The organism is Methylobacterium sp. EM32, assembly GCF_040593685.1.
Lineage (GTDB): Bacteria > Pseudomonadota > Alphaproteobacteria > Rhizobiales > Beijerinckiaceae > Methylobacterium.
Genome location: NZ_JBEXZS010000100.1, coordinates 1 through 19,767, shown reverse-complemented (window position 1 = coordinate 19,767; position 19,767 = coordinate 1). Strand labels below are relative to the sequence as shown.

Here is a 19,767-nt window from a genome sequence, read left to right as displayed (position 1 = left end):
CCACGAAGGCCCGCAATACCGGTCGAACGACCGGCGCTGCGGGCCTTCCGCTTTCTTGGCAGCGACACGGTCGCGGGACCTCACGCCTGTGCCGCTCGCGTCCGACACCATCCTGACCCGTCCCCTCGGGCTGAGGGACGAGGCGACCGCCCGCGTCAAGCACTGGCGCGCCGTCCTGCGGCCGAAGCCGCTCGCCGCCCTCGCCCTCGGCGCGGGCGCCCTCGGCCTCGCCGCCGTCCTGGTCCTCGGCGACGATCCGCTCGCCGGCGAGCCCTACGCCATCGCGGCGATCGAGGTCCGGGCCCCGGTCGCCCCGGTGCCGGAACCGGCGGTCCCGGCCCCTTCCGATCCGGCGAGCCGCAGCGCCGTCGAGGTCGAGCGGGCCTCCGGCGTCGCGGTGAACCGGCCGGACGGCACGAGCGCGCCGGACTCGGTGGTGATCCGGGTGCCGGGCGGCCCGATCCGCCTCAACCCCGCCCCGGACCCGCGCCTCGCCGAGCGCGGCCGCTACGGGCCGCTGCCGAAGGTCGGCCCGGACGGCGCCCGGCCCCTCGACGTCTATGCCCGCCCCGAGGCCGCGGGCCTGGAGCGGGGCGGGGCGGTCGCAGGCCGCATCGCCCTCGTGGTGTCGGGCCTCGGCATCGGCCAGGCCGCGACCCAGGACGCGATCCAGCGGCTGCCGCCGGCGGTCAGCCTGGCCTTCGCACCCTACGGCGCGGACGTCCCCCGCAGCGCCGCCCGCGCCCGCGAGGCCGGGCACGAGGTGCTGGTGCAGGTGCCGATGGAGCCGTTCGACTATCCCGACAACGACCCCGGCCCCCAGACCCTGCTGGCGGGCGCGAAGCCCGCAGAGAATCTCGACCGCCTCGCCTTCGTGCTCGCCCGGGTGCAGGGCGCGGTCGGGGTGATGAACTTCATGGGCGCGCGCCTCACCGGCGAGGCCGCCGCCCTGGAGCCTGTCCTGCGCGAGGTCGGCGGGCGCGGCCTCGGCTTCCTCGACGACGGCACCTCGCCGCGCTCGCTCGCCCGCGACCTCGCCCGCAAGGCCAAGGTGCCGGCGGCCCGGGCCGAGATCGTCGTCGACGCGGTGCCGCGCCCGGACGCGATCGACCGCGAGCTCGCCCGCCTGGAGGAGGCGGCGCGCAAGTCGGGCTTCGTGCTCGGCTCGGCCACCGGCCAGCCGCTCTCGATCGACCGCATCGCCCGCTGGGCGCGCGACCTCGAATCCCGCGGCATCCTGCTGGTGCCGGCGAGCCGAGCCATGCGTTCGGGGCCGTGAATCGCCGCCACTGCTACGCTGACCCAGCATTTTCGCCGGATGGTCGGTCCACAGGCCGGAAAAATGATCTAAGGTCGCCCCATGGCATCGCTTCACCGCCCCGACTCCGCCCTGGCCAGCCTTCCGTACCGGCCTTGCGTCGGCATCGCCCTGTTCAACCGCGACGGGCTGGTCTTCGCCGGCCACCGGCGGCACGACTCAGGTGATCTCGGCGCGCATGCCTGGCAGATGCCGCAGGGCGGCATCGACGAGGGCGAGGCGCCGCGGGACGCCGCCCTGCGCGAGCTCTACGAGGAGACCAACGTCGCTCCGGCCTCGGTGCGCCTGCTCGCCGAGGCGCCTGGCTGGTATTCCTACGACCTGCCGACCTTCGCGGCGGGCAAGCCCTGGAAGGGGCGCTACCGCGGCCAGACCCAGAAGTGGTTCGCCTTCGCGTTCGAGGGCGACGAGCGCGAGATCGACATCCTGCGGCCGGGCGGCGGCGCCCACAAGGCGGAGTTCGACGGCTGGCGCTGGGAGCCGCTGGCGAACCTCGCCGACCTGGTCATCCCGTTCAAGCGCCCGGTCTACGAGCAGGTGATCGCCGCTTTCGCCCACCTCGCGCGCCCGGCGTGACCGCTCCCCTGCGCCCGCCCGTCGGCGCCGTCCCCCGCGCCGTCTCATGACCCGCTGGTGGCTCGCGGGCCTGGCGGTCGTGCTCCTGTGGGTCGCCTACGGGATCTCGCCCTACGTCGCGCTCTACCGCCTGTCTCAGGCGGTGCAGGCGCACGATGCGGCCGCCGTGGCGCAAAGGGTGAACTTCCGCACCCTGCGGCTGTCCCTGACCAAGCAGGCCCTGGCCGCGGCGGTCGACGGCATCTCGGCCCGCCGCGACCTGTCCCCCCGCGAGCGCACGATCCTGACCGAGGCGAGCGGGGCGCTTGCCGAGCCGCTGGTCGAGTCCCTCGTCACCCCCGAGACCCTGATCGACCTCCTCGACGACGGCTGGCCGGTGCGCGCCGGCCTTGCCCGCGACGGCGGTGCCCGCGAGACGGCGCCCGGCGACACGACGGCCGCGTCCCCCGCAGCCCCGAAGGATAGGAACGCGCTGGGCCTGCACGCCTCGACGCTCAGCCAGCTCTTCGCGCTCTTTCGCTCGGCCGAGCCGCGGGGGTTTCGCGGCATGGTGGTGAGCTACCCGCCCGACCGGCCGATCGAGAACCGGTTCCGCCTGCGCCTGCGCCTGCGCGGCTGGACCTGGCGCCTCGTCGACCTGGAGCTGCCGGGTGCGCTGCGCGAGCGCATCAGCCAGCGGCTCACCGGGGCGATGCAGCGCTGAAGCTGGGGGGCGCGTCCCCTTGATGCGCTGCCTCGCGCCCCTCATATCTCGACTCGGGCCCGGCGGAGTTGCGGTCGGCCCCGACGGGCGCTGCGCTGAGCGGGCCCGGACCTGACCGAAGTGCCTCTCGCAACAGGGCTTCGCCGACACCATGACGCGTCCTTCGCCGTTCGGGCATCCGTTCCTGCTGGGCTTCGACGAGATCGAGCAGGCGCTCGACCGCGTCGCCAAGGCCGCCAATGACGGCTACCCGCCCTACAACATCGAGCGGCTGCCCCGCACCGAGCGGGAGCCGGAGCGGCTGCGCATTACCCTGGCGGTGGCCGGCTTCACCCGCGACCAGCTCGACGTGACCCTGGAAGAGAGCCAGCTCATCGTCCGCGGCCGCCAGGCCGACGACAAGAGCCGGACCTTCCTGCACCGGGGCATCGCGGCCCGGCAGTTCCAGCGCGCCTTCCTGCTCGCCGACGGCATGGAGGTGCTGGGCGCCGACCTGTCGAACGGCCTGCTCTCGATCGACCTCGCCCGGCCCGAGCCGGAGCGCATCGTGCGACGGATCGACATCGGGTCGCGCGACGAGGCCTGACCATCCCCATATCGGGGTCACACCGGTCGGCGGGCCGCTTCGGGGCTTTGGTCGACCACCGTCCTGCTGCCTTTCAGAGGAGGGCGCATCATGTCCGACACCATCCAGACCCTCGACCTCGACGCCAACGCGCTCGCCGCCCTCGGCGAGGGCCACGTGGCCTATGTCCGAGCCATGCGCTCGGAGGAGGTCAAGCGCCTCTTCCCCGAGGCGCCGGACCTCACCCCCGGCCTCGACCTGTTCGCCCTGCTCTCGGCGAGTGGCGCCCCGATCCTGCTGACCGACAGCCGCGATGCCGCCTTCGCCAATGCGTGGGCGCACGACCTGCAGGCCCTCAGCGTGCATTGATTTGAGGGGGGCTCGGGACGGCGGCGCCGTCGCTTCCGAGCCGTCCTGGCGGGCGTCATGATGCTCTGCTGATGACAGCGCGGCTTATCCGGCCGACCTAATCTGAGGACGCCCGTCCTTCGTCAAAACACTTCCCTTTCCCGGACGACTGAAGCGATAGCGGAAGGAGATCCGGGATCCAGCACAAGAAGTGTCGCGAAGCGGCTCTGTATGCTGCACCCTTGCAGTCAAGCAGACGCTTCGCGGCTTTTCATTCTGGATCCCGGATCTCCTTCTGCTGACGCCGCAGTCATCCGGGAAAGGGGAGTGGCTTACGATCGATGGTTTGCCTCTATGGGCGTCCGATCCATCCGATTTGCCGCACCTGTCTCATCGGCGATGCGTCTCTCGCGGCACGAACCCCGTAGTCGCGAGGCCCATGCGAGCCCGGGAGAAGAGGCATGATGGGGGCGGCAAGGCCGCCCCCCTTTCCCTTATTCCATCGCCGTCGGCCGCCCGGCCGCCACCACCAGCAGCTTGCCGTCCCCAAGGGTGCGGGCCGCGGCGCGACGGATGTCGGCCTGCGTCACCGCGCCGATCAGCCCGTTGCGGCGGGAGATGTAGTCGATGCCCAGCCCCTCGAAGGCGATCTGCACCAGCTGGTGGGCGATCTTGGTCGAGGTGTCGAAGCCGAGCGCGTAGGAGCCGGTGAGGTAGTCCTTGGCCTTCTGCAACTCGTCGTCGGAGGGGCCGTCGCTGGTGAGCCGCGCGATCTCGTCGGCGATCACCGTCAGGCACTCGGCGACGCGCTCGTTCTTGGTGGCGGTGTAGCCCCAGGTCATCGAGGCGGCGCGGTGGCTCACCAGCGAGGTGCCGACCGAGTAGGCGAGGCCGCGCTTCTCGCGCACCTCCTGAAAGAGCCGCGAGGTGAAGGCGCCGCCGCCCAGGATGTGGTTGAGCACGTAGGCCGGGATGAAGTCGGGGTCGCGCCACGGCACGCCGTCGGTGCCGAAGCGCAGGACTGATTGCGGCACGTCGAGATCGACGACGATGCGCCGCCCGAGGCCCGTGATCGCGGTCGCCGGCACGGCCGCCAGCTCCCCGCCCTCCGGCAGGGCACCGAAGGCGGCGTCGAGGGCGCGCACCAGCGTCTCCTCGTCGATGGCGCCGACCGCCGCGACCTTGACCCGGCTGCGGGCGAGCAGCCGGCGGTGCATCGCCACGAGGTCGTCGCGGGTGATCGACGACACGGTCTCGATCGTGCCCGAGGAGGGCCGGCCGTAGGGATGGCCCGGATAGGCCTCGGCGAAGAAGCGGCGCGAGGCCATCACGCCGGGATCGTTCTGCTGGTAGCGCAGGCCGGCCAGCATCTGCGCCCGCACCCGCTCGATCGCCGGCTGGTCGAAGCGCGGCTGGGCCAGCGCGAGCGCCAGGAGCTCGATCGCCTCGTCGGCGTGCTTGACCAGCATCTTGAGCGAGCCGCCGATCGCGTCCGGCCCGGCATGGAAGCTCAGCTCGATGGCGCGGGCGGCGAGGCGCTCCTGGAAGGCGTCGGAATCATGCGGGCCGGCGCCCTCGTCGAGGAGGCGGGCGAGCATCTGGGCGGTGCCGGCCTTGCCCTCGGGATCCTGCGCGGCGCCGCCCTCGAAGGTGAAGGCGAGCGCGATCAGCGGGACGATCGGCGACGCGACGTGCCAGGCCTCGATGCCGCGGGCCGAGAGGACGGGGCGCGCCTGGGTCGGGGAGGAGGACGAGGCGGCGGCAGTGCGGGAGACGGCGTCGGCCGGGGTCATGAGGACCTCTTGTTGTGTCTTGGAAGAGTGTATCTTGGAAGAGAGAACTCCGCCCGGCGGCGCGGGACGGCGCCGGGCGGTATCCGGAAAGTCGGGCTCAGGCGGCCGCCGCGGCCGCTTGACCCGCCGCTTGACCCTTGGTCAGGTAGCCGGTGACCGAGCGGGCCGGCACCAGGTAGCGCTCGGCGACGGCCGCCAGCTGGGCGGCCTGCACCGCCTCGATCTCGGCCGGCCAGCGCCGGACCTCCTCGATGCTCTCGCCGATGGCGAGCGCCGAGCCGAAGATGCGGGCGAGCGACGACTGGCTGTCGGAGGAGTACACCGTCTCGGCGACGAGGCGGGTCTTCGCCCGCTCGATCGCGGTGGCCGACAGCGCCTCGGAGGGGGCGCGGGCGAGCGCCCGGTCGAGAGCCTCCTCCAGCTTCTCCAGGCTCACGCCCTCCGCCGGCACGGCGTAGACCGAGAAGCGGGTGTCGTCGATCGCCGAGCCCATGTACCAGGCGCCGGCATTCACCGCGACGCCCTGGTCCAGCACCAGGCTGCGGTAGAGGTAGGAGGTCGGCCCGCCGCCCAGCACCTCGGCCAGCAGCTCCAGGGCGTGGCTCTCGCCGTCGCGGGCGGTGATGCAGGAGGGGGTGAGGTAGAGCCGCTGCAGGGTCGGCTGCTCAACCTTCGGGTCGGCGACGCTGAGGCGGCGCGCCGCCCGCGGCTCCGGCTCCCGCGGCCGCACCCGCTGCGGCCGGGCGCCCCGCGGCGCCACCACGCCGTAGGTGTCGTCGGCCAGCCGCCGGACCTCGTCGGCGGTGACGTCGCCGGCGACCACCAGGATGGCGTTCTCCGGGGTGTAGAAGCGGCGGTAATAGTCGAGGGCGTGGGTGCGGTTCAGCTCCTCGATCTCGTGCATCCAGCCGATGATCGGGATGCCGTAGGGGTGGTGCACGAACAGCGAGGCCGCCATCGCCTCGGAGAGCTGGGCCGCCGGATCGGTCTCGACCCGCATCCGGCGCTCCTCCAGCACCACGTCGCGCTCGGGCGCCACCACGGCGTCGTCGAGGATCAGGCCGGTCATCCGGTCCGCCTCGAAGCTCATCATGGTCTTAAGGTTCTCGCGGGCGACGCGCTGGAAGTAGGCGGTGTAGTCGAACGACGTGAAGGCGTTCTCCTGGCCGCCCAAGCTCGACACCGCCTTCGAGAAGGCGCCGACCGGGTGGGTCTCGGTGCCCTTGAACATCAGGTGCTCGAGGAAGTGGGCGATGCCGGACTGGCCGAGCGGATCATCCGCCGAGCCGTTGCGGTACCAGACCATGTGGGTGACGACCGGGGCGCGGTGATCGGGCACCACCACGACGTCGAGGCCGTTGTCGAGCACGAAGGACGCCACGTCGGGACCGCCCGCCTCCGCTCGGCCGAAGGGCGCCGCGTCGGTGCGCAGGGTGGCGCTGACGGGGCAGACGAGGCCGGGGGCGGGGCGCATCCTGTATGGGGGCATCCTGATCTACCTTAGCCGGGCGGCCGGACGGGCCACCCGTGTTGGATCGTGAACCGGCTCACTTAAGAGAGGCTTGCGGCTCATGCGAGTCACGGGCCAGCGGGGCGTCCGAGCCGGCCGGCGGGCCGGCCACCGGGGTCGCTGGCCGTTAGAGACCCTGTTCTAGAGCATTTTGTGGCAGGGGGGACCCGAGAACTGCGGAGAAATGCACTCGACGCAGATCGGCCCCGTTATGGCTTAGTTGAACCGTGAACGGACATTCATCGGAAGCTTGACCTTCGTGCGGTCAGGGCGGCCCTTGGGGCAATCCAGCTTGGAGCTCTGCACGGCGAGCGGGTCTCGACCAACGAAAACCCCGGGTCGCTGGTGCGGCCCGGGGCTGGAACTCGAAGACGGTCTCGGAAACGTTACTGGCGCGAGCGCAGATAGGCGCCGGGATCAGCCTGCTCGCGGTCGCTGATCATCGCGTTCGGGCCCTTCTCGGTGCGGGCGATCTTGCCGTTCGGCGCCTTGCGGTAGCCGGTCGGCGGCTCGGTCAGCGCGTCGCGGGAGGGCTCGATGTCGGGGAGGTTCGGATCCTCGTCCGCCTTCTTGCCGGCCAGCAGCTGCATCGGGTTGAGCCAGAACGACTCCTTGACGTTGTCGCCCGGCTTGTAGGTCGGCTCCGTCGTCATGTTGGCGCCCTCGCGCCGGCCGGCCCGCATCTCCTGGACCGAGATCGTGGCGTTGTTGTCGCTCATCCGGCCGCTATAGCCGCGGGTGATCGGCTTGCGGTCCTCGGCGGCGCGGCGGTCGCGGGCGGCGGCCTCGGGATCGGTCGGCCATTGCGGGTTGGCCTCGCGCACGGCGCGGCGGTCGACCGGCGGCGGCAGGGCGGCCTTGTCCATGTGCGGCGGCAGCACCAGGGGCGCACGCTCGCGATAGGTGATGGTCGGCCGCTGGGGCTCGATCAGGCCGATCGACGACAGGGCGTTCTTCATCGCGACGCCCTCCTGGGCGTGCGCGCCAGACGAGACCGCGAGGCCCGCGACCGTCACCGCGGCGAATATCGTGCGCTTGTCGAGCATGCTGGCCCCCTTTGCCTGTCCCGCTCCCCTGCTTGCGAGCTTGGGTGGGGGCGGTTTCGGGCGAAGGTATGGCGTGGCGTCGAGCGGGCGCAACGCCCGGATCCGGCGTGGCGCCCGCGACACACACGTGTTTTCAGGTCTGCCCGCCCGTTGCCGGGGCCCGGCGGCGCTCCAGCACCAGCCCGTCGTAGAGGAGCCCGACCACGCCGAAGACGATGCCGGCATCCGCGACGTTGAACACGTACCAGGACCAGGCGCCGGCATGGAGGTGGACGAAGTCGAACACCGCGCCGTAGGCGGCGCGGTCGATGGCGTTGCCGACCGCCCCGCCGACGATGAGGCCGAGCGAACCGGCGAGCCAGCGGCTGCCGGCCCGGGCCATCCACACCGAGAGCGCGACCGTCGCCGCCAGCGACACGCCCACCAGCACCCAGCGCCCGAGCGCCGAATCCTGCTGGAACAGCCCGTAGGAGACGCCGCGGTTCCACACCACGATCAGCTGCGCGAAGGGTGCGAGCACAACCGGCTCGCGCAGCGGCAGGTCGGCGAGGAACAGGAGGCCGAGCTTCGTCCCTTGGTCGAGGACCAGGGTGACGAGCGCGACCAGGAGCCCGAAGAGGAGGGGACGCATCCCTCTGGGTCTACTCGGCGGCCTTGGCGTGGAGCGCGTCCCACTCGCGCAGGGCCTGCGCGTCGCGGGGCGTCACGTCCGGGTAGTCCGGGTCGCTGCCGACGCTTCCGAGCACCTTCCACGAGCGGGCGCATTTGCGGCCAGCTGCCAGGGCCGGGACCACCGCGACGCCCTTGACCTCGTCGAGCCGGAAGGCCTCCGCCGGACCCTCGCCGTCCTCGACCGCGATGTCCGACGTGATGCAGACCTCCGCGAAGTCGATGCCGTCGAGGCTCGCCAGCAGATCGGAATCCGCGACGAAGACTTTTGGGGCCGCCTCGAGGCTCGCGCCGATGCGCTTGGCAGCGCGCTCGATCTCGAGCGCCCCCGTCACTACCCGGCGCACCCGGCGGATCTTGGCCCAGCGCTTCGCCAGGGCGTCGTCGCGCCACGCGGCCGGGGTCTCCGGCAGGGTCTCGGTGTGGACCGAAGCCGTCTCGGACGGGTAGCGCGCGAGCCAGGCCTCTTCCGCCGTGAAGGCGAGGACCGGGGCGAGCCAGACCGTGACGCGCCGGAAGACCTCGTCGACGACGGTGAGCGCGGCCCGCCGGGTCTCCGACGAGATCGGATCGCAGTAGAGCGCGTCCTTGCGCACGTCGAAGTAGAACGACGACAGGTCGCCGGTCATGAAGCCGTTGAGCAGCGCCACCACCCGCTTGGTGTCGAAGGTGCGGAAGGCGTCGCGGATCTCGCCGTCGAGCTCGGCGAGGCGGTGCAGGATGAAGCGCTCCAGCTCCGGCATCGCCTCGGGGGCGACGCGATCCTCCGGCCGGTGATGGGCGAGCGTGCCCAGCATCCAGCGCAGCGAGTTGCGCAGCTTGCGGTAGGTCTCGGAGAAGGTCTTGATGATCTCCGGGCCGATGCGCAGGTCGTCGGTGTAGTCGGAGGCCGCCACCCACAGCCGCAGGATGTCGGCGCCCGAGCTCTTGATCACGTCCTGCGGCGCGACGGTGTTGCCCTTCGACTTCGACATCTTCTCGCCCTTGGGGTCGAGGACGAAGCCGTGGGTCAGCACCACGTCGTAGGGCGCGCGGTCGCGGGTGCCGCAGGATTCGAGCAGCGAGGAGTGGAACCAGCCGCGGTGCTGGTCCGAGCCCTCGAGATACATCACCGTGTCCTCACCGCCGTCGCGGCGGCGGCGGATGCCGGCGAGGCCCGGGAACTGTTCCGGATCGTCGAGCGTGAAAGCGTGGGTCGAGCCCGAATCGAACCAGACGTCGAGGACGTCGGTCACCTTCTCGTAGGCAGCCGGGTCGTAGTCGGGCGCGAGGAAGCGGGCGCCGTCGGCATCGGTGAACCAGGCATCCGCCCCCTCCGCCGCGAAGGCGGCGTGGATGCGCTCATTGACCTTGTCGTCGCGCAGGATCTCGCCGGTCTCGCGGTGCACGAACACCGTGATCGGCACGCCCCAGGCGCGCTGGCGCGACACCACCCAGTCCGGGCGGTTGGCGATCATGCCGGTGATGCGGTTCTGCCCCTGCGGCGGCACCCACTGGGTGAGGGCGATCTCGCGCAGGGCCACGTCGCGCAGGGTCGCGTCGTGAAGCGTCGCGACCGGCTTGTCGAGGGCGATGAACCATTGCGGCGTGTTGCGGAAGATGACCGGCTTCTTCGAGCGCCAGGAATGCGGGTAGCTGTGCTTGAGCGTGCCGCGGCCGACGAGAGTCCCGGCGGCCGTCAGCGCGGCGATCACCGCCTTGTTGGCGTCGCCCTTCTGGCCCTTCTCGTCGAGGACGCGCTTGCCGGTGAGGCCGGGCGCCGCCTCGGTCAGCACGCCGTCGGCGTCGACCGTGTAGGGGATCGCCGTCTCGATTCCGCGCTCGCGTAAGCCGCGGCCATTCGCCATCCAGACCTCGAAATCCTCGCGGCCGTGGCTGGGTGCGGTGTGGACGAAGCCGGTGCCGGCCTCGTCGGTGACGTGCTCGCCCTCCAGCATCGGCACGGCGTGGCCGTAGCCGTCGTTCCAGGCGGCGAGCGGATGCGCCAGCGTCAGGCCGGCGAGGTCGTCGGCCGAGACGTCGCTCAGTCGCTCGAAGGACTCGACCCGCGCTGCCTTGAAGACGTCGCCCGCCAGTTTGTCAGCAACAACGTAACGAACACCAGGTTGAGACCAGTTCTCTTGAGGCGCAGCAACGACACGATACAGTCCGTAGGATACTTTTTTGGAATAGGCGACGGCCCGGTTGGCCGGGATCGTCCAGGGGGTGGTGGTCCAGATGACGATCCGGGCGTCTTGCAAGTCCGGGGCCGTCTTCGAGGCGACGACCGGGAAGGCGGCCCAGATGGTGTCGCTGACGTGGTCCTCGTACTCGACCTCGGCCTCGGCGAGCGCGGTCTTCTCGACCACCGACCACATCACCGGCTTCGAGCCGCGATAGAGCTGGCCGGTGGTGGCGAAGGTCATCAGCTCGCGGGCGATCGCGGCCTCGGCCGGGTAGGCCATGGTCAGGTAGGGATGGTCCCAGTCGCCGGTGACGCCGAGGCGCTTGAACTCCTCGCGCTGCACCGACAGCCAGTGCTCGGCGAAGGTCCGGCACTCGCGCCGGAACTCGACCACCGGCACCTCGTCCTTGTTGCGGCCGGCGGCGCGGTACTGCTCCTCGATCTTCCACTCGATCGGCAGGCCGTGGCAGTCCCAGCCCGGGACGTAGTTCGCGTCGTGCCCGAGCGCGCCCTGCGTGCGGACGACGATGTCCTTCAGGATCTTGTTGAGCGCCGTGCCGATGTGGATGTGGCCGTTGGCGTAGGGCGGGCCGTCGTGCAGCACGAATTTCGGCCGGCCGGCGGCGGCCTCGCGGATGCGGGCGTAGAGATCGGTCTTCGCCCAGCGCGCCAGGATTTCCGGCTCGCGCTGCGGCAGGCCGGCCCGCATCGGGAACTCGGTGACCGGCAGGAAGAGGGTCTCGGAATAGTCGCGCCCGGCGGCGGGCTTAGGCTCGGGCTTATGCTCGGTCATGGGGGTCAAGGCTCGTCTGGGGCGCGAAAAGCGCAGCCCTTTGAAGAATCGCAGCGGCGAAACGGCAGCAACCCGGCCTTCCGCGCGGCCGCGAGCGGCCCTCAGGCGGAAGCCGGGCTCGTAATTCGCCGGATGGCGACGCGGCGCGGGTGCGATTCGGTCATCCGGCGCTTCTAGCAGCGGCGGGCGGGCGGGGGAAGCGGGGTGTTGCCGGGAGGGCGCCGAGCGCCGCGGAGCGGACGCGCGCGCGACGCCTCGCCGGGTCAGGCCGGATGCCGATCCCCGTCGCGCGGTTCGGCCCGGCCTGCCGCCTGCCGGGCCGTCAGCGCGGCATTCACCCTGCTGACGGATGCCGCCTGTCGCGACACGTCACTGGACAGGACGCCGCGCGCGACGAGCCATTCGGCGACCTGGGACCAGTCCCAGAGCGGCGACTTGGTGGTGACGCACGCGACCGGAGCCGGAAAGCCGGATCCGCGCTCCCCCTTGGCATAGTGGGTCACCGCGGCGCGCGACAACCCTGCGCGCGCGGCGATCTCTGAGAGGGTGACGAGGGGATCGGGCTCGACCCGGTCCACGCGCGCCCCGGCGCGCTCCACGGCCTCGACCGCCGTCGAGAGCGCCTCCTCGATCGAGGCGGCTTCCCGGGCGAAGTCGAGGATGATGTGCCCCTTCTGGAAGGCCACCAGCGCATCATCGCAGCCGGAATCGTAGAACCGCGTCTCGAAATCGTCAGCGTGCGGATCGAGGCCGGACGCGATGATGCTGAACTCATAGGTCTTCATCGTCCGCCCTTTCCTCGATATGGGGGCACCGGTCGACGGCGCGCCGGATCTGCCGGGCATGGGCATCCCCGTCCCTCGGGGTTCCATTCACGCCGAACTGGCATCCGTCGCGGTCCGCGTGCGCGCAATACATGCGCCCCCAATGCCCCTGGCTCCGGAATCTCCAGCCTCTCGACTCGGCATAGGCCACGGCCGCCTCGACCTCCTTGTTGGGGTGGCGCGGTCTTACCATCACAGGCCCCTGATATCGTGCGCCCGTTAACAGGTGTCAACGCCTGCTGATCTCCCGGGCTGCGAGCGAGAACGGAAGGCATATCGGGCATCATCGTGGCGCACGCGGTCTGCGAACGGCGACGGCCACCCGGCCTCGGCCAACACTATCACGCCGATCCCAACGGCACGAACGGCGTTTCCACCCAGTCGAATCGACGGACATGACGGTCCGGTACCGATCGGTGCCCGAGCGTTTCCCGCGCCGTCCGATGTGAGCCCTCGCGCTCCGATCCAGACCTTTACTTCCGTGCGTACGATCATCACGATCGCCATGAGGATCGCGAGCGCATGATGCACGAAAGTCGGTTACGAGAGGCGATCGCAACACTCTCAGCCCTTATCGATCATGCCCGCCGGGGCGAGCCCTCGGCGACCACCCGGGACGGCCGCCGCGAGTCCGTCCTGCCGGGCGACGAGGAATGGCAGCGCTTGGCACAGACTCTGTCGTTCGGTCGGTTGCTCATGTCCGCGCCGCTGGATGCGGACGATCTGCCCCCGCGCGATGGTGGAATGCGGGAGATCGAGTTCTGATGCCGCATTTCACCACCGAGTGCGCCGCTTCGGCCGATCTCAAGATTGCCCCCCTCGTCACGCTCGGCCCCCTCGCCGAACCGCTTCGCGCGGAGGCCGAGATGCGGCGAGTCGATTTCGTGCGCCGCCTGTTCGAGGACCATGCGGCCGGCGCCAACCGCTTCGACAGACCCGGGGAGAGGCTGCTTGGAGCCTGGCACGGCGGTCATCTCGTCGGGGTCGGCGGCCTGAACCGCGATCCTTACGTCGCGGACGACGGAATCGGCCGGCTGCGGCACGTCTACGTGCTCGCGTCGCACCGACGCCGCGGCATCGGTGCCGTGCTGGTGCGAGCCCTGCTCCGGGAGGCCGAGGGTCACTTCCGGGTCGTGCGCCTGCGCGCGGCGTCGGCGGAAGCGGCTGCGTTCTACAGGCGCCTCGGCTTTCAGGAGGCTGCCGAGCCGAACGCCACGCACCTCATCCCCGTGACGCCGCTCCGGTGATCCACGACACAGTCCCCACCTCGACCAGCACCATCACGCCAATCCCGATTAGCACGAACGGCGTCGCGACCCGGCCGAACCGGCGGATCGGGGCACTCAAGGCCGGATGCCGCACGAGGCTGCAGGCGAGGGCGAGCGACAGCGCGGTCATGAAGGCGAAGAAGCCGATCGGCACGACGACGTGGTCGAGGTTGGTCGAGGCGAACAGGACGATCGCGACGCCGAGATTGGTCAGCAGAGCCATGATCATCCGACGGAACGGGGCCCGGCTTCGCACGGTTGACGGACAGGCTCAGTCGTTTCGGAGCTTCGTCATGAAGATCCTGCTCTCCGTCCTCGCGCTCGCCGCCCTGTCGACCGTCCCGGCCTTCGCTCTGGAGCGGCATGCGCCGCAGCGGCCGATCCCGGCGGATGTCGACGCCACCGGTTCTGTGACGCCGACCGATCCGCTGCTGATCCCCGACGAGGATCCCGGCACGATGCGCCGCGCCAAGCGCCAGCGGGGGCGCGACGCCGACACTGACGCGCCGATCCGCGAATTCATCCCGGAATAGCGCCCGGATAACCGGCATCTCACCTCAGGCGGATCATCCGAGCCGAGGTCACCCCAGCATCGAGGGCGTGCGGTCCGCTTCCAGCATCCGCTTCGCCTCGGCCGCGTCCTCGTGCATGCGGGCGACCAGGGCCTCGGCGCTGTCGAAGCGCGCCTCGCCGCGGATGAAGCCGGCGAACTCGACCGCGATGCGCTGGCCGTAGAGATCGCCGGAAAAGTCGAACAGATAGGTTTCGAGGAGCGGCGCGCCGTCGTCGAAGGTCGGGCGGCGGCCGTAGCTCGCCACGCCGTCGCGCACGCCGCCGTCGCCCAAGCTCCCATCACCAAGACGGGCGCGCACCGCGTAGATGCCGTGGGCGAGGGCGCAGGCGTCGAGCGCGACGTTGGCCGTCGGGAAACCGAGGGTGCGCCCGCGCTTGTCGCCGTGGCGCACCTCGCCCTCGACGAACCAGCGGTAGCCGAGGAGATGGTTGGCCGTCGCGACGTCGCCGGCCTCGAGCGCCGCGCGGATCGCGCTCGACGAGACCGGTGCCTCGCCGCCGCCGGCGGCCACCGCCGGCACGATCCGGCAGGCGAGGCCGTTCTCGGCGCAGAGCGCCTCCAGCATCGCCGGCGTGCCCTCGCGGCCGCGGCCGAAATGGAAGTCGTGCCCGATCACCACGCCCGACAGACCGAGCTCGCCCTTGAGGGTCCCGGCAACGAAATCCGCCGCGCTCGTGCCGGCGAGTCCGGCGTCGAAGCGGCGGACGAAGGCGCCGTCGATGCCGAGCCGCCGCAGCACCGCGAGCTTCTCGCCCTCGCCGGTGAGGCGGAACATCGCCGCGTCGGGCGAGAAGAAGGCGCGGGGATGCGGCTCGAAGGTGAGGACGGCGCTCGGCCGGCCGAGCTCCACCGCCATCTCCCGCACCGCCGCGATCAGGGCGCGGTGGCCCTGGTGGATGCCGTCGAAGTTGCCGAGCGCCGCAACCGCGCCCTTCAGCCCTGCCGGCACCGGCTCGCCGTCGCGGTGGACGGGGAAGGGCGACGCGACGGGGCGCGGGGCAGTCTCGTCGCGCGGCATCAACGGTCCTTGGCTTGACGGAAGCGGGGGCTGTCTCGAAGGCGGCCGGACCCTGTCGAAATCCGCTCGTTGGGTCAAGCCGCAAGCGGCCGGCCAGGGCGGCGGCGGCGGCTCTGCCCGGCCGGATTAACCCCTTCTCAAGGGGGGTGGAAGTACAAGCTCAGACCAGAAGCGCCGTCCGGCGCTTCCCCTGATGATCCAAGCGGGGTTCGTCGCGCACGGGGATGCGTCGCGCCCGCCACCGGAGCCGTAAGCCATGGCCCTTGACCTCGGCATGCCGATCCTCGTCGTGGACGATTACCAGACGATGGTCCGCATCATCCGTAACCTGCTGAAGCAGCTCGGCTTCGAGGATGTCGACGACGCCTCGGACGGCACCGGCGCCCTGGCGAAGCTGAAGACCAAGAAGTACGGCCTCGTCATCTCCGACTGGAACATGGAGCCGATGACCGGGTACGAGCTGCTGCGCCACGTCCGGGCCGACGACGCCCTGCGCACCACGCCGTTCATCATGGTCACCGCCGAGTCGAAGACCGAGAACGTCATCGCGGCGAAGAAGGCCGGTGTGAACAACTACATCGTGAAGCCGTTCAACGCCCAGACGCTGAAGACCAAGATCGAGGCGGTCTGCGGCGCGTGATCGCGCCGGCGCCGTGACGGGCGGCGTCTCCCGGACGCGGGATCGGGTGGCCAGAGCCGAGAGGCCGGCCGCTCCCCCCGCGCCGGACCGCCCGGCCGCACCGAGCGCCGTGATCCCTGCCGCATAAGACCCGCGCCCGAGATGCCCGGTCCCAGGATCGACGATCCGCGGACATCCGATCCGAGAACAACCCATTCGCGGGGAGCGACCACGTGCTCAGGCAGATGACGGCGGGACCGCGCTCCGCCCTCAACCGGCTGCTGGGCGGCCAGGAGGCGCCCGTGGCCCGCGCGACCAAGCCCGATCCGGCGGCCCAGGCCGCCGCGGTGAACGAGCTGCGCGAGATCGCCGACTACATCACCAAGCTCAAGCGGGGCATCGCGGCGTTGCGGGCCCAGGAGCTGACCCGCGACCGCATCCCGATGGCGCATGACGAGCTCGGCAGCGTCGTCGCCGCCACCGCCAGCGCCACCAACCGGATCATGGAATCGGCCGAGGCGATGCTGGCCATCAAGGCCAAGACCCTCGACGAGTACCGCAACCAAGTCGAAGCGCATATCGGCGACATCTTCGAGGCCTGCACCTTCCAGGACATTACTGGCCAGCGCATCTCCAAGGTGGTGGATGCCTTGGGGCAGCTCGAGAAGCGCCTGTCGCAGTTCTCCACCGTGGTGAACGTGCGCGACGGCGAGGCCGACCACGACCCGGAGGAAGCCCGCCGCAAGGCCCGCGCCGAGACGCTGCTGCTCAACGGCCCGCAGCTCAAGGGGCCGGCGACCCCGCAGGACGCGATCGACGCCCTGTTCTCCTGATATCAAATCCGGAAGATCACTTCCGGATTGCGTATCACAAGCCGGCGCGGCGCCTGAGCGAAGCCGAAATCCGCATTGCGAAGCAATGAGTCGGATTTCGTATGAGTGGATCCGGTTCACGGGACCGGGATGCGGCTTGCCGCGTCCCGGCCTCTCGTCGTCGCTACCAGCGCAGCAGGTCGATCACGCCGTCCGGATGCACGGGCTGGGCCTCGAGCCACTGGGCGATGTCGCCGAGCGGGGCGCCCGCCGCGACGCCCAGCTCCTCGGCGTGGATGCCGCGCGCCACCAGTAGGGACGCGATGCCGAAGGCCCGCGCGCCGGCCACGTCGGTGCGGATCGCGTCGCCGATGGCGAGCACCCGGTCGCGGGGGAGGGGAGCGCCGTCGTCGAGCGCCGCCGCCGTCGCGAGCGCCGCCTCGTAGACCGGGACGTGCGGCTTGCCGGCATAGACCACCGCGCCGCCCATCTCCTCGTAGAGCGCCGCGATCGCGCCGGCGCAGGGGATCAGCCGCTCGCCCCGCTCGACCACGAGGTCGGGATTGGCGCAGATCAGGGTCACGCCGCGGGCGGCCCAGGGCTCCAGCACGGCGCGGTAATCCGCCGCCGTCTCGACCTCGTCGTCGAGGAGGCCGGTGACGACCACGTGGGCGGCCTCGTTTGGTCCGCCGCGGGCGAGGTCGAGGCCCTCGAAGATCGGCAGGTCGCGGTCGGGGCCGAGATGGTGCATCGGGGCGTCCGCCCGCTCGGCGAGCAGCCGGCGGGTGAGGTCGCCCGAGGTGACGATGGTGTCGTAGGCGGTGCGCGGCACGCCGAAGGAGTCGAGCTGCGCCAGCACGGCGCTGCCCGGCCGCGGCGCGTTCGAGACCAGCACCACCCGGCGCGGCCGCGCGCCCGGCAGGGCGCGAAAGCGCGTCAGCGCGTCGCTCGCGCCCCGGTGGGCGTGGACGCCGTCATGCAGCACGCCCCAGACGTCGCACAGGATCAGGTCGAAGCTCGACGCGATGTCGGCGATCCCGCTCAGGATCGCGACCTCGCCCGGATGGCTCGCGCGGATCATCTCTGCCACTCCTGCCCGCCTCGTCCTCGCTGCATCGCAGCAGGAGGTCGCACCGGGCTTAAAGGCGGTTCGCCTCGAACGCAACGCCCGGCCTGAAATCGTTTACACAACCTCATCGCGGAGGCGTGCGGATCACAGGATCACCATCCGGTCGACGTCGACGAGGCCGCGATCGGTGATCTTGAGATGCGGGATCACCGGCAGCGGCAGGAAGGCGACCTGCAGGAACGGCTCGGGCAGGGTGCAACCGAGGCCGCGTGCGGCCTCGCGCAGGGCCGGCAGGGCGTCGCGGACCGCCTCGAAGGGCAGGTCGCTCATCAGGCCGGCGATCGGCAGCGCCAGCTCGGCCAGGATGCCGGTCTCATCTGCGACCACGAACCCGCCCTGCAACTCGATCAGCCGGCCGACCGCCCGCGCCATGGCTTCGGGATCGGCGCCGACGACGCAGAGGTTGTGGCTGTCATGCCCGACCGAGGAGGCGATGGCGCCGCGCTTGAGCCCGAAGCCCTGGACGAGGCCGCGGCCGATGCTGCGGGTGCCGTGGCGGGCGACGACGGCCACCATCGCCACGTCCTGGCCCAGATCCGGCACCGCCGACAGCGTCAGGCGCCGGTGCTCGGTGATGATCCGGCCCGGCACCACGCCGATCACCGAGGTCTCGCCCGCCGGCACCGGCACGGCGAGGTCGGCGGCCGAGACCGGCTCGGCCCGCACGCTGCCCCGGCCCGGCGGCGGGGTCACCGACCGGGCGGCGAACAGGGCCTCCTCGACGAGGCGGCCGGCGGAGAAGACCGATGCGACGGCGCAGGATTCGAGGTCGTCGAGGAGCACGATGTCGGCCCGCCTGCCCGGCGCGATCATCCCGCGGTCGGTGAGCCCGAAGGCGGACGCCGCGCTGAGCGAGGCGGCGCGGTAGGCGGCGAGCGGCGGCACGCCGAGGCGGATCGCCGTGCGGATCAGGTAATCGAGGTGGCCCTCCTCGGCGATGTCGAGGGGGTTGCGGTCGTCGGTGCAGAAGGCGAGGAACGGCGCCGTGCGCTCGGTGAGGAGCGGAGCCAGTGCGTGGAGGTCCTTCGAGACCGAGCCCTCACGGATCAGCACGGTCATGCCCTTGCGGATCTTCTCCAGCGCTTCCTCGGCGCCCGTCGCCTCGTGGTCGGTGCGGATGCCTGCGGCTGCGTAGGCGTTGAGGGCGCGCCCCGACAGAAGCGGCGCGTGTCCGTCGACGTGGCGGCCCTCGAAGGCCGCGAGCTTGGCGAGGCATCCGGGATCGGCCGCGACCACGCCGGGGAAGTTCATGAACTCGGCGAGCCCCAGCGAGCGGGGGTGGTCGCGGTAGCGCACCAGGTCCGCGGCCTCGATCCGGGCGCCAGCGCTCTCGAGGTCGGTCGCCGGCACGCAGGAGGAGAGCTGGACCCGGATGTCCATCACCGTCTCAGCCGAAGCCGCGAGCGCGTAGTCGAAGGCGGCGGTGCCGAGCACGTTGGCGAGCTCGTGCGGGTCCCAGATCGCCGTGGTGACCCCGTGCGGCAGCACGCAGCGGTCGAATTCGTGCGGGGTGATGAGCGAGGATTCGACGTGGAGATGGGTGTCGATGAAGCCCGGGACGGCGATGCGCTCCTCGGCCTCGATCACCCGGGCGCCCTCGTAGCGGCCGTAGGTGCCCACCACCGTGTCGCCGCAGACCGCGATGTCGGTCTCCACCAGCTCAGCCGTGACGAGGTCGAGGAGGCGGGCGCCGCGGATCACCAGATCGGCGGGTTCGCGGCCCGCTCCTTGCGCGATCCGGCGGGCGATGAGGTCCGACATCGGGGGCCTTTCTGCTGCGAGGAGCCCCGATGCTAGAGCATTTTCCGACGAAGTGGATACCGGTTCGTCGCAGAAAATGCGGCAAAATCAATGGCCTGAAGCACGGCCTGATCGCCGCGGTCAGGCCGTGCTCCAGGCGGAAGGAGCGGGCCTCGCTCCCGGTTCGTCATCCGCTACACTGCCCGGCGCAGCGTATCCCGGAAGGCGCGGCGGGCCGGCGGTGGCGGCGGGTCGTCCGCCGGGGGCTGCGGCTCGGGCGCGGGCTCCGGGGCGGGGG

Annotated in this window: 20 protein-coding genes; 10 read left to right on the top strand and 10 right to left on the bottom strand. The window is 71.2% G+C overall.

The window, feature by feature from the left end; translation table 11 throughout:
* Nucleotides 1–88 precede the first annotated feature (88 nt).
* From ABZT49_RS14355 to ABZT49_RS14335, 5 genes are all read left to right on the top strand, one after another.
* Nucleotides 89–1,279, top strand: coding sequence for a divergent polysaccharide deacetylase family protein (locus ABZT49_RS14355; RefSeq protein ID WP_355286710.1), 1,191 nt, complete (start codon nt 89–91; stop codon nt 1,277–1,279).
* 81 nt (nt 1,280–1,360) lie between these two features.
* On the top strand, nt 1,361–1,894 hold the full coding sequence (locus tag ABZT49_RS14350; RefSeq protein WP_355286709.1) for an RNA pyrophosphohydrolase: 534 nt from the start codon (nt 1,361–1,363) through the stop codon (nt 1,892–1,894).
* 46 nt (nt 1,895–1,940) lie between these two features.
* Nucleotides 1,941–2,597: a DUF2939 domain-containing protein gene (locus tag ABZT49_RS14345; protein WP_355286708.1), complete on the top strand. Its 657-nt coding sequence runs from the start codon at nt 1,941–1,943 to the stop codon at nt 2,595–2,597.
* 151 nt (nt 2,598–2,748) lie between these two features.
* Nucleotides 2,749–3,183, top strand: coding sequence for an Hsp20 family protein (locus ABZT49_RS14340; RefSeq protein ID WP_355286707.1), 435 nt, complete (start codon nt 2,749–2,751; stop codon nt 3,181–3,183).
* 90 nt (nt 3,184–3,273) lie between these two features.
* Nucleotides 3,274–3,531: a DUF1150 domain-containing protein gene (locus tag ABZT49_RS14335; RefSeq protein ID WP_355286706.1), complete on the top strand. Its 258-nt coding sequence runs from the start codon at nt 3,274–3,276 to the stop codon at nt 3,529–3,531.
* 473 nt (nt 3,532–4,004) lie between these two features.
* Here ABZT49_RS14335 and ABZT49_RS14330 read toward each other — a convergent pair whose 3' ends face one another.
* From ABZT49_RS14330 to ABZT49_RS14305, 6 genes are all read right to left on the bottom strand, one after another.
* Nucleotides 4,005–5,303: a pitrilysin family protein gene (locus ABZT49_RS14330; RefSeq protein ID WP_355286705.1), complete on the bottom strand. Its 1,299-nt coding sequence runs from the start codon at nt 5,301–5,303 to the stop codon at nt 4,005–4,007.
* A gap of 97 nt (nt 5,304–5,400) precedes the next feature.
* Complete coding sequence (locus tag ABZT49_RS14325; protein ID WP_355286704.1) at nt 5,401–6,777, bottom strand: pitrilysin family protein; 1,377 nt, start codon at nt 6,775–6,777, stop codon at nt 5,401–5,403.
* 422 nt (nt 6,778–7,199) lie between these two features.
* Nucleotides 7,200–7,859: a hypothetical protein gene (locus ABZT49_RS14320; RefSeq protein ID WP_355286703.1), complete on the bottom strand. Its 660-nt coding sequence runs from the start codon at nt 7,857–7,859 to the stop codon at nt 7,200–7,202.
* 133 nt (nt 7,860–7,992) lie between these two features.
* Nucleotides 7,993–8,490 (bottom strand): signal peptidase II, encoded by a 498-nt coding sequence (gene lspA, locus ABZT49_RS14315; RefSeq protein ID WP_355286702.1) that lies wholly within the window; start codon nt 8,488–8,490, stop codon nt 7,993–7,995.
* Nucleotides 8,491–8,500: 10 nt separating this feature from the next.
* Nucleotides 8,501–11,485 (bottom strand): isoleucine--tRNA ligase, encoded by a 2,985-nt coding sequence (ileS, locus tag ABZT49_RS14310; RefSeq protein WP_355286701.1) that lies wholly within the window; start codon nt 11,483–11,485, stop codon nt 8,501–8,503.
* A gap of 263 nt (nt 11,486–11,748) precedes the next feature.
* Entirely contained in the window at nt 11,749–12,270 is a 522-nt protein-coding gene (locus ABZT49_RS14305) for a hypothetical protein (protein WP_355286700.1), read from the bottom strand.
* Nucleotides 12,271–12,831: 561 nt separating this feature from the next.
* Between ABZT49_RS14305 and ABZT49_RS14300 the strand changes: the two genes are divergently transcribed.
* Nucleotides 12,832–13,074: a type II toxin-antitoxin system Phd/YefM family antitoxin gene (locus tag ABZT49_RS14300; RefSeq protein WP_355286699.1), complete on the top strand. Its 243-nt coding sequence runs from the start codon at nt 12,832–12,834 to the stop codon at nt 13,072–13,074.
* Nucleotides 13,074–13,556: a GNAT family N-acetyltransferase gene (locus ABZT49_RS14295; protein ID WP_355286698.1), complete on the top strand. Its 483-nt coding sequence runs from the start codon at nt 13,074–13,076 to the stop codon at nt 13,554–13,556. The genes ABZT49_RS14300 and ABZT49_RS14295 overlap by 1 nt, the downstream gene beginning before the upstream one ends.
* On the opposite strand, the gene ABZT49_RS14290 is transcribed toward ABZT49_RS14295, so the two are convergent.
* Nucleotides 13,531–13,800, bottom strand: a complete 270-nt coding sequence (locus ABZT49_RS14290) for a cadmium resistance transporter (RefSeq protein WP_355286697.1) — start codon at nt 13,798–13,800, stop codon at nt 13,531–13,533. The genes ABZT49_RS14295 and ABZT49_RS14290 overlap by 26 nt on opposite strands.
* 70 nt (nt 13,801–13,870) lie before the next feature.
* Between ABZT49_RS14290 and ABZT49_RS14285 the strand changes: the two genes are divergently transcribed.
* Nucleotides 13,871–14,110: a hypothetical protein gene (locus ABZT49_RS14285; protein WP_355286696.1), complete on the top strand. Its 240-nt coding sequence runs from the start codon at nt 13,871–13,873 to the stop codon at nt 14,108–14,110.
* A gap of 48 nt (nt 14,111–14,158) precedes the next feature.
* Here ABZT49_RS14285 and ABZT49_RS14280 read toward each other — a convergent pair whose 3' ends face one another.
* Nucleotides 14,159–15,169 carry a bifunctional riboflavin kinase/FAD synthetase gene (locus ABZT49_RS14280; RefSeq protein ID WP_355286695.1) on the bottom strand — a complete coding sequence of 337 codons (1,011 nt, stop codon included), beginning with the start codon at nt 15,167–15,169 and terminating at the stop codon, nt 14,159–14,161.
* A 256-nt stretch (nt 15,170–15,425) separates the two neighbouring features.
* Between ABZT49_RS14280 and ABZT49_RS14275 the strand changes: the two genes are divergently transcribed.
* Both ABZT49_RS14275 and ABZT49_RS14270 read left to right on the top strand, forming a co-directional pair.
* Nucleotides 15,426–15,809, top strand: a complete 384-nt coding sequence (locus ABZT49_RS14275; protein WP_048452414.1) for a response regulator — start codon at nt 15,426–15,428, stop codon at nt 15,807–15,809.
* 212 nt (nt 15,810–16,021) lie between these two features.
* Nucleotides 16,022–16,621 carry a protein phosphatase CheZ gene (locus ABZT49_RS14270; RefSeq protein ID WP_355286694.1) on the top strand — a complete coding sequence of 200 codons (600 nt, stop codon included), beginning with the start codon at nt 16,022–16,024 and terminating at the stop codon, nt 16,619–16,621.
* A 163-nt stretch (nt 16,622–16,784) separates the two neighbouring features.
* On the opposite strand, the gene ABZT49_RS14265 is transcribed toward ABZT49_RS14270, so the two are convergent.
* Together ABZT49_RS14265 and ade are read right to left on the bottom strand one after the other, a co-directional pair.
* Entirely contained in the window at nt 16,785–17,681 is an 897-nt protein-coding gene (locus ABZT49_RS14265; RefSeq protein WP_355286693.1) for a TIGR01459 family HAD-type hydrolase, read from the bottom strand.
* A 132-nt stretch (nt 17,682–17,813) separates the two neighbouring features.
* Entirely contained in the window at nt 17,814–19,490 is a 1,677-nt protein-coding gene (gene ade / locus ABZT49_RS14260; RefSeq protein WP_355286692.1) for an adenine deaminase, read from the bottom strand.
* Between the last annotated feature and the right edge of the window lie 277 nt (nt 19,491–19,767).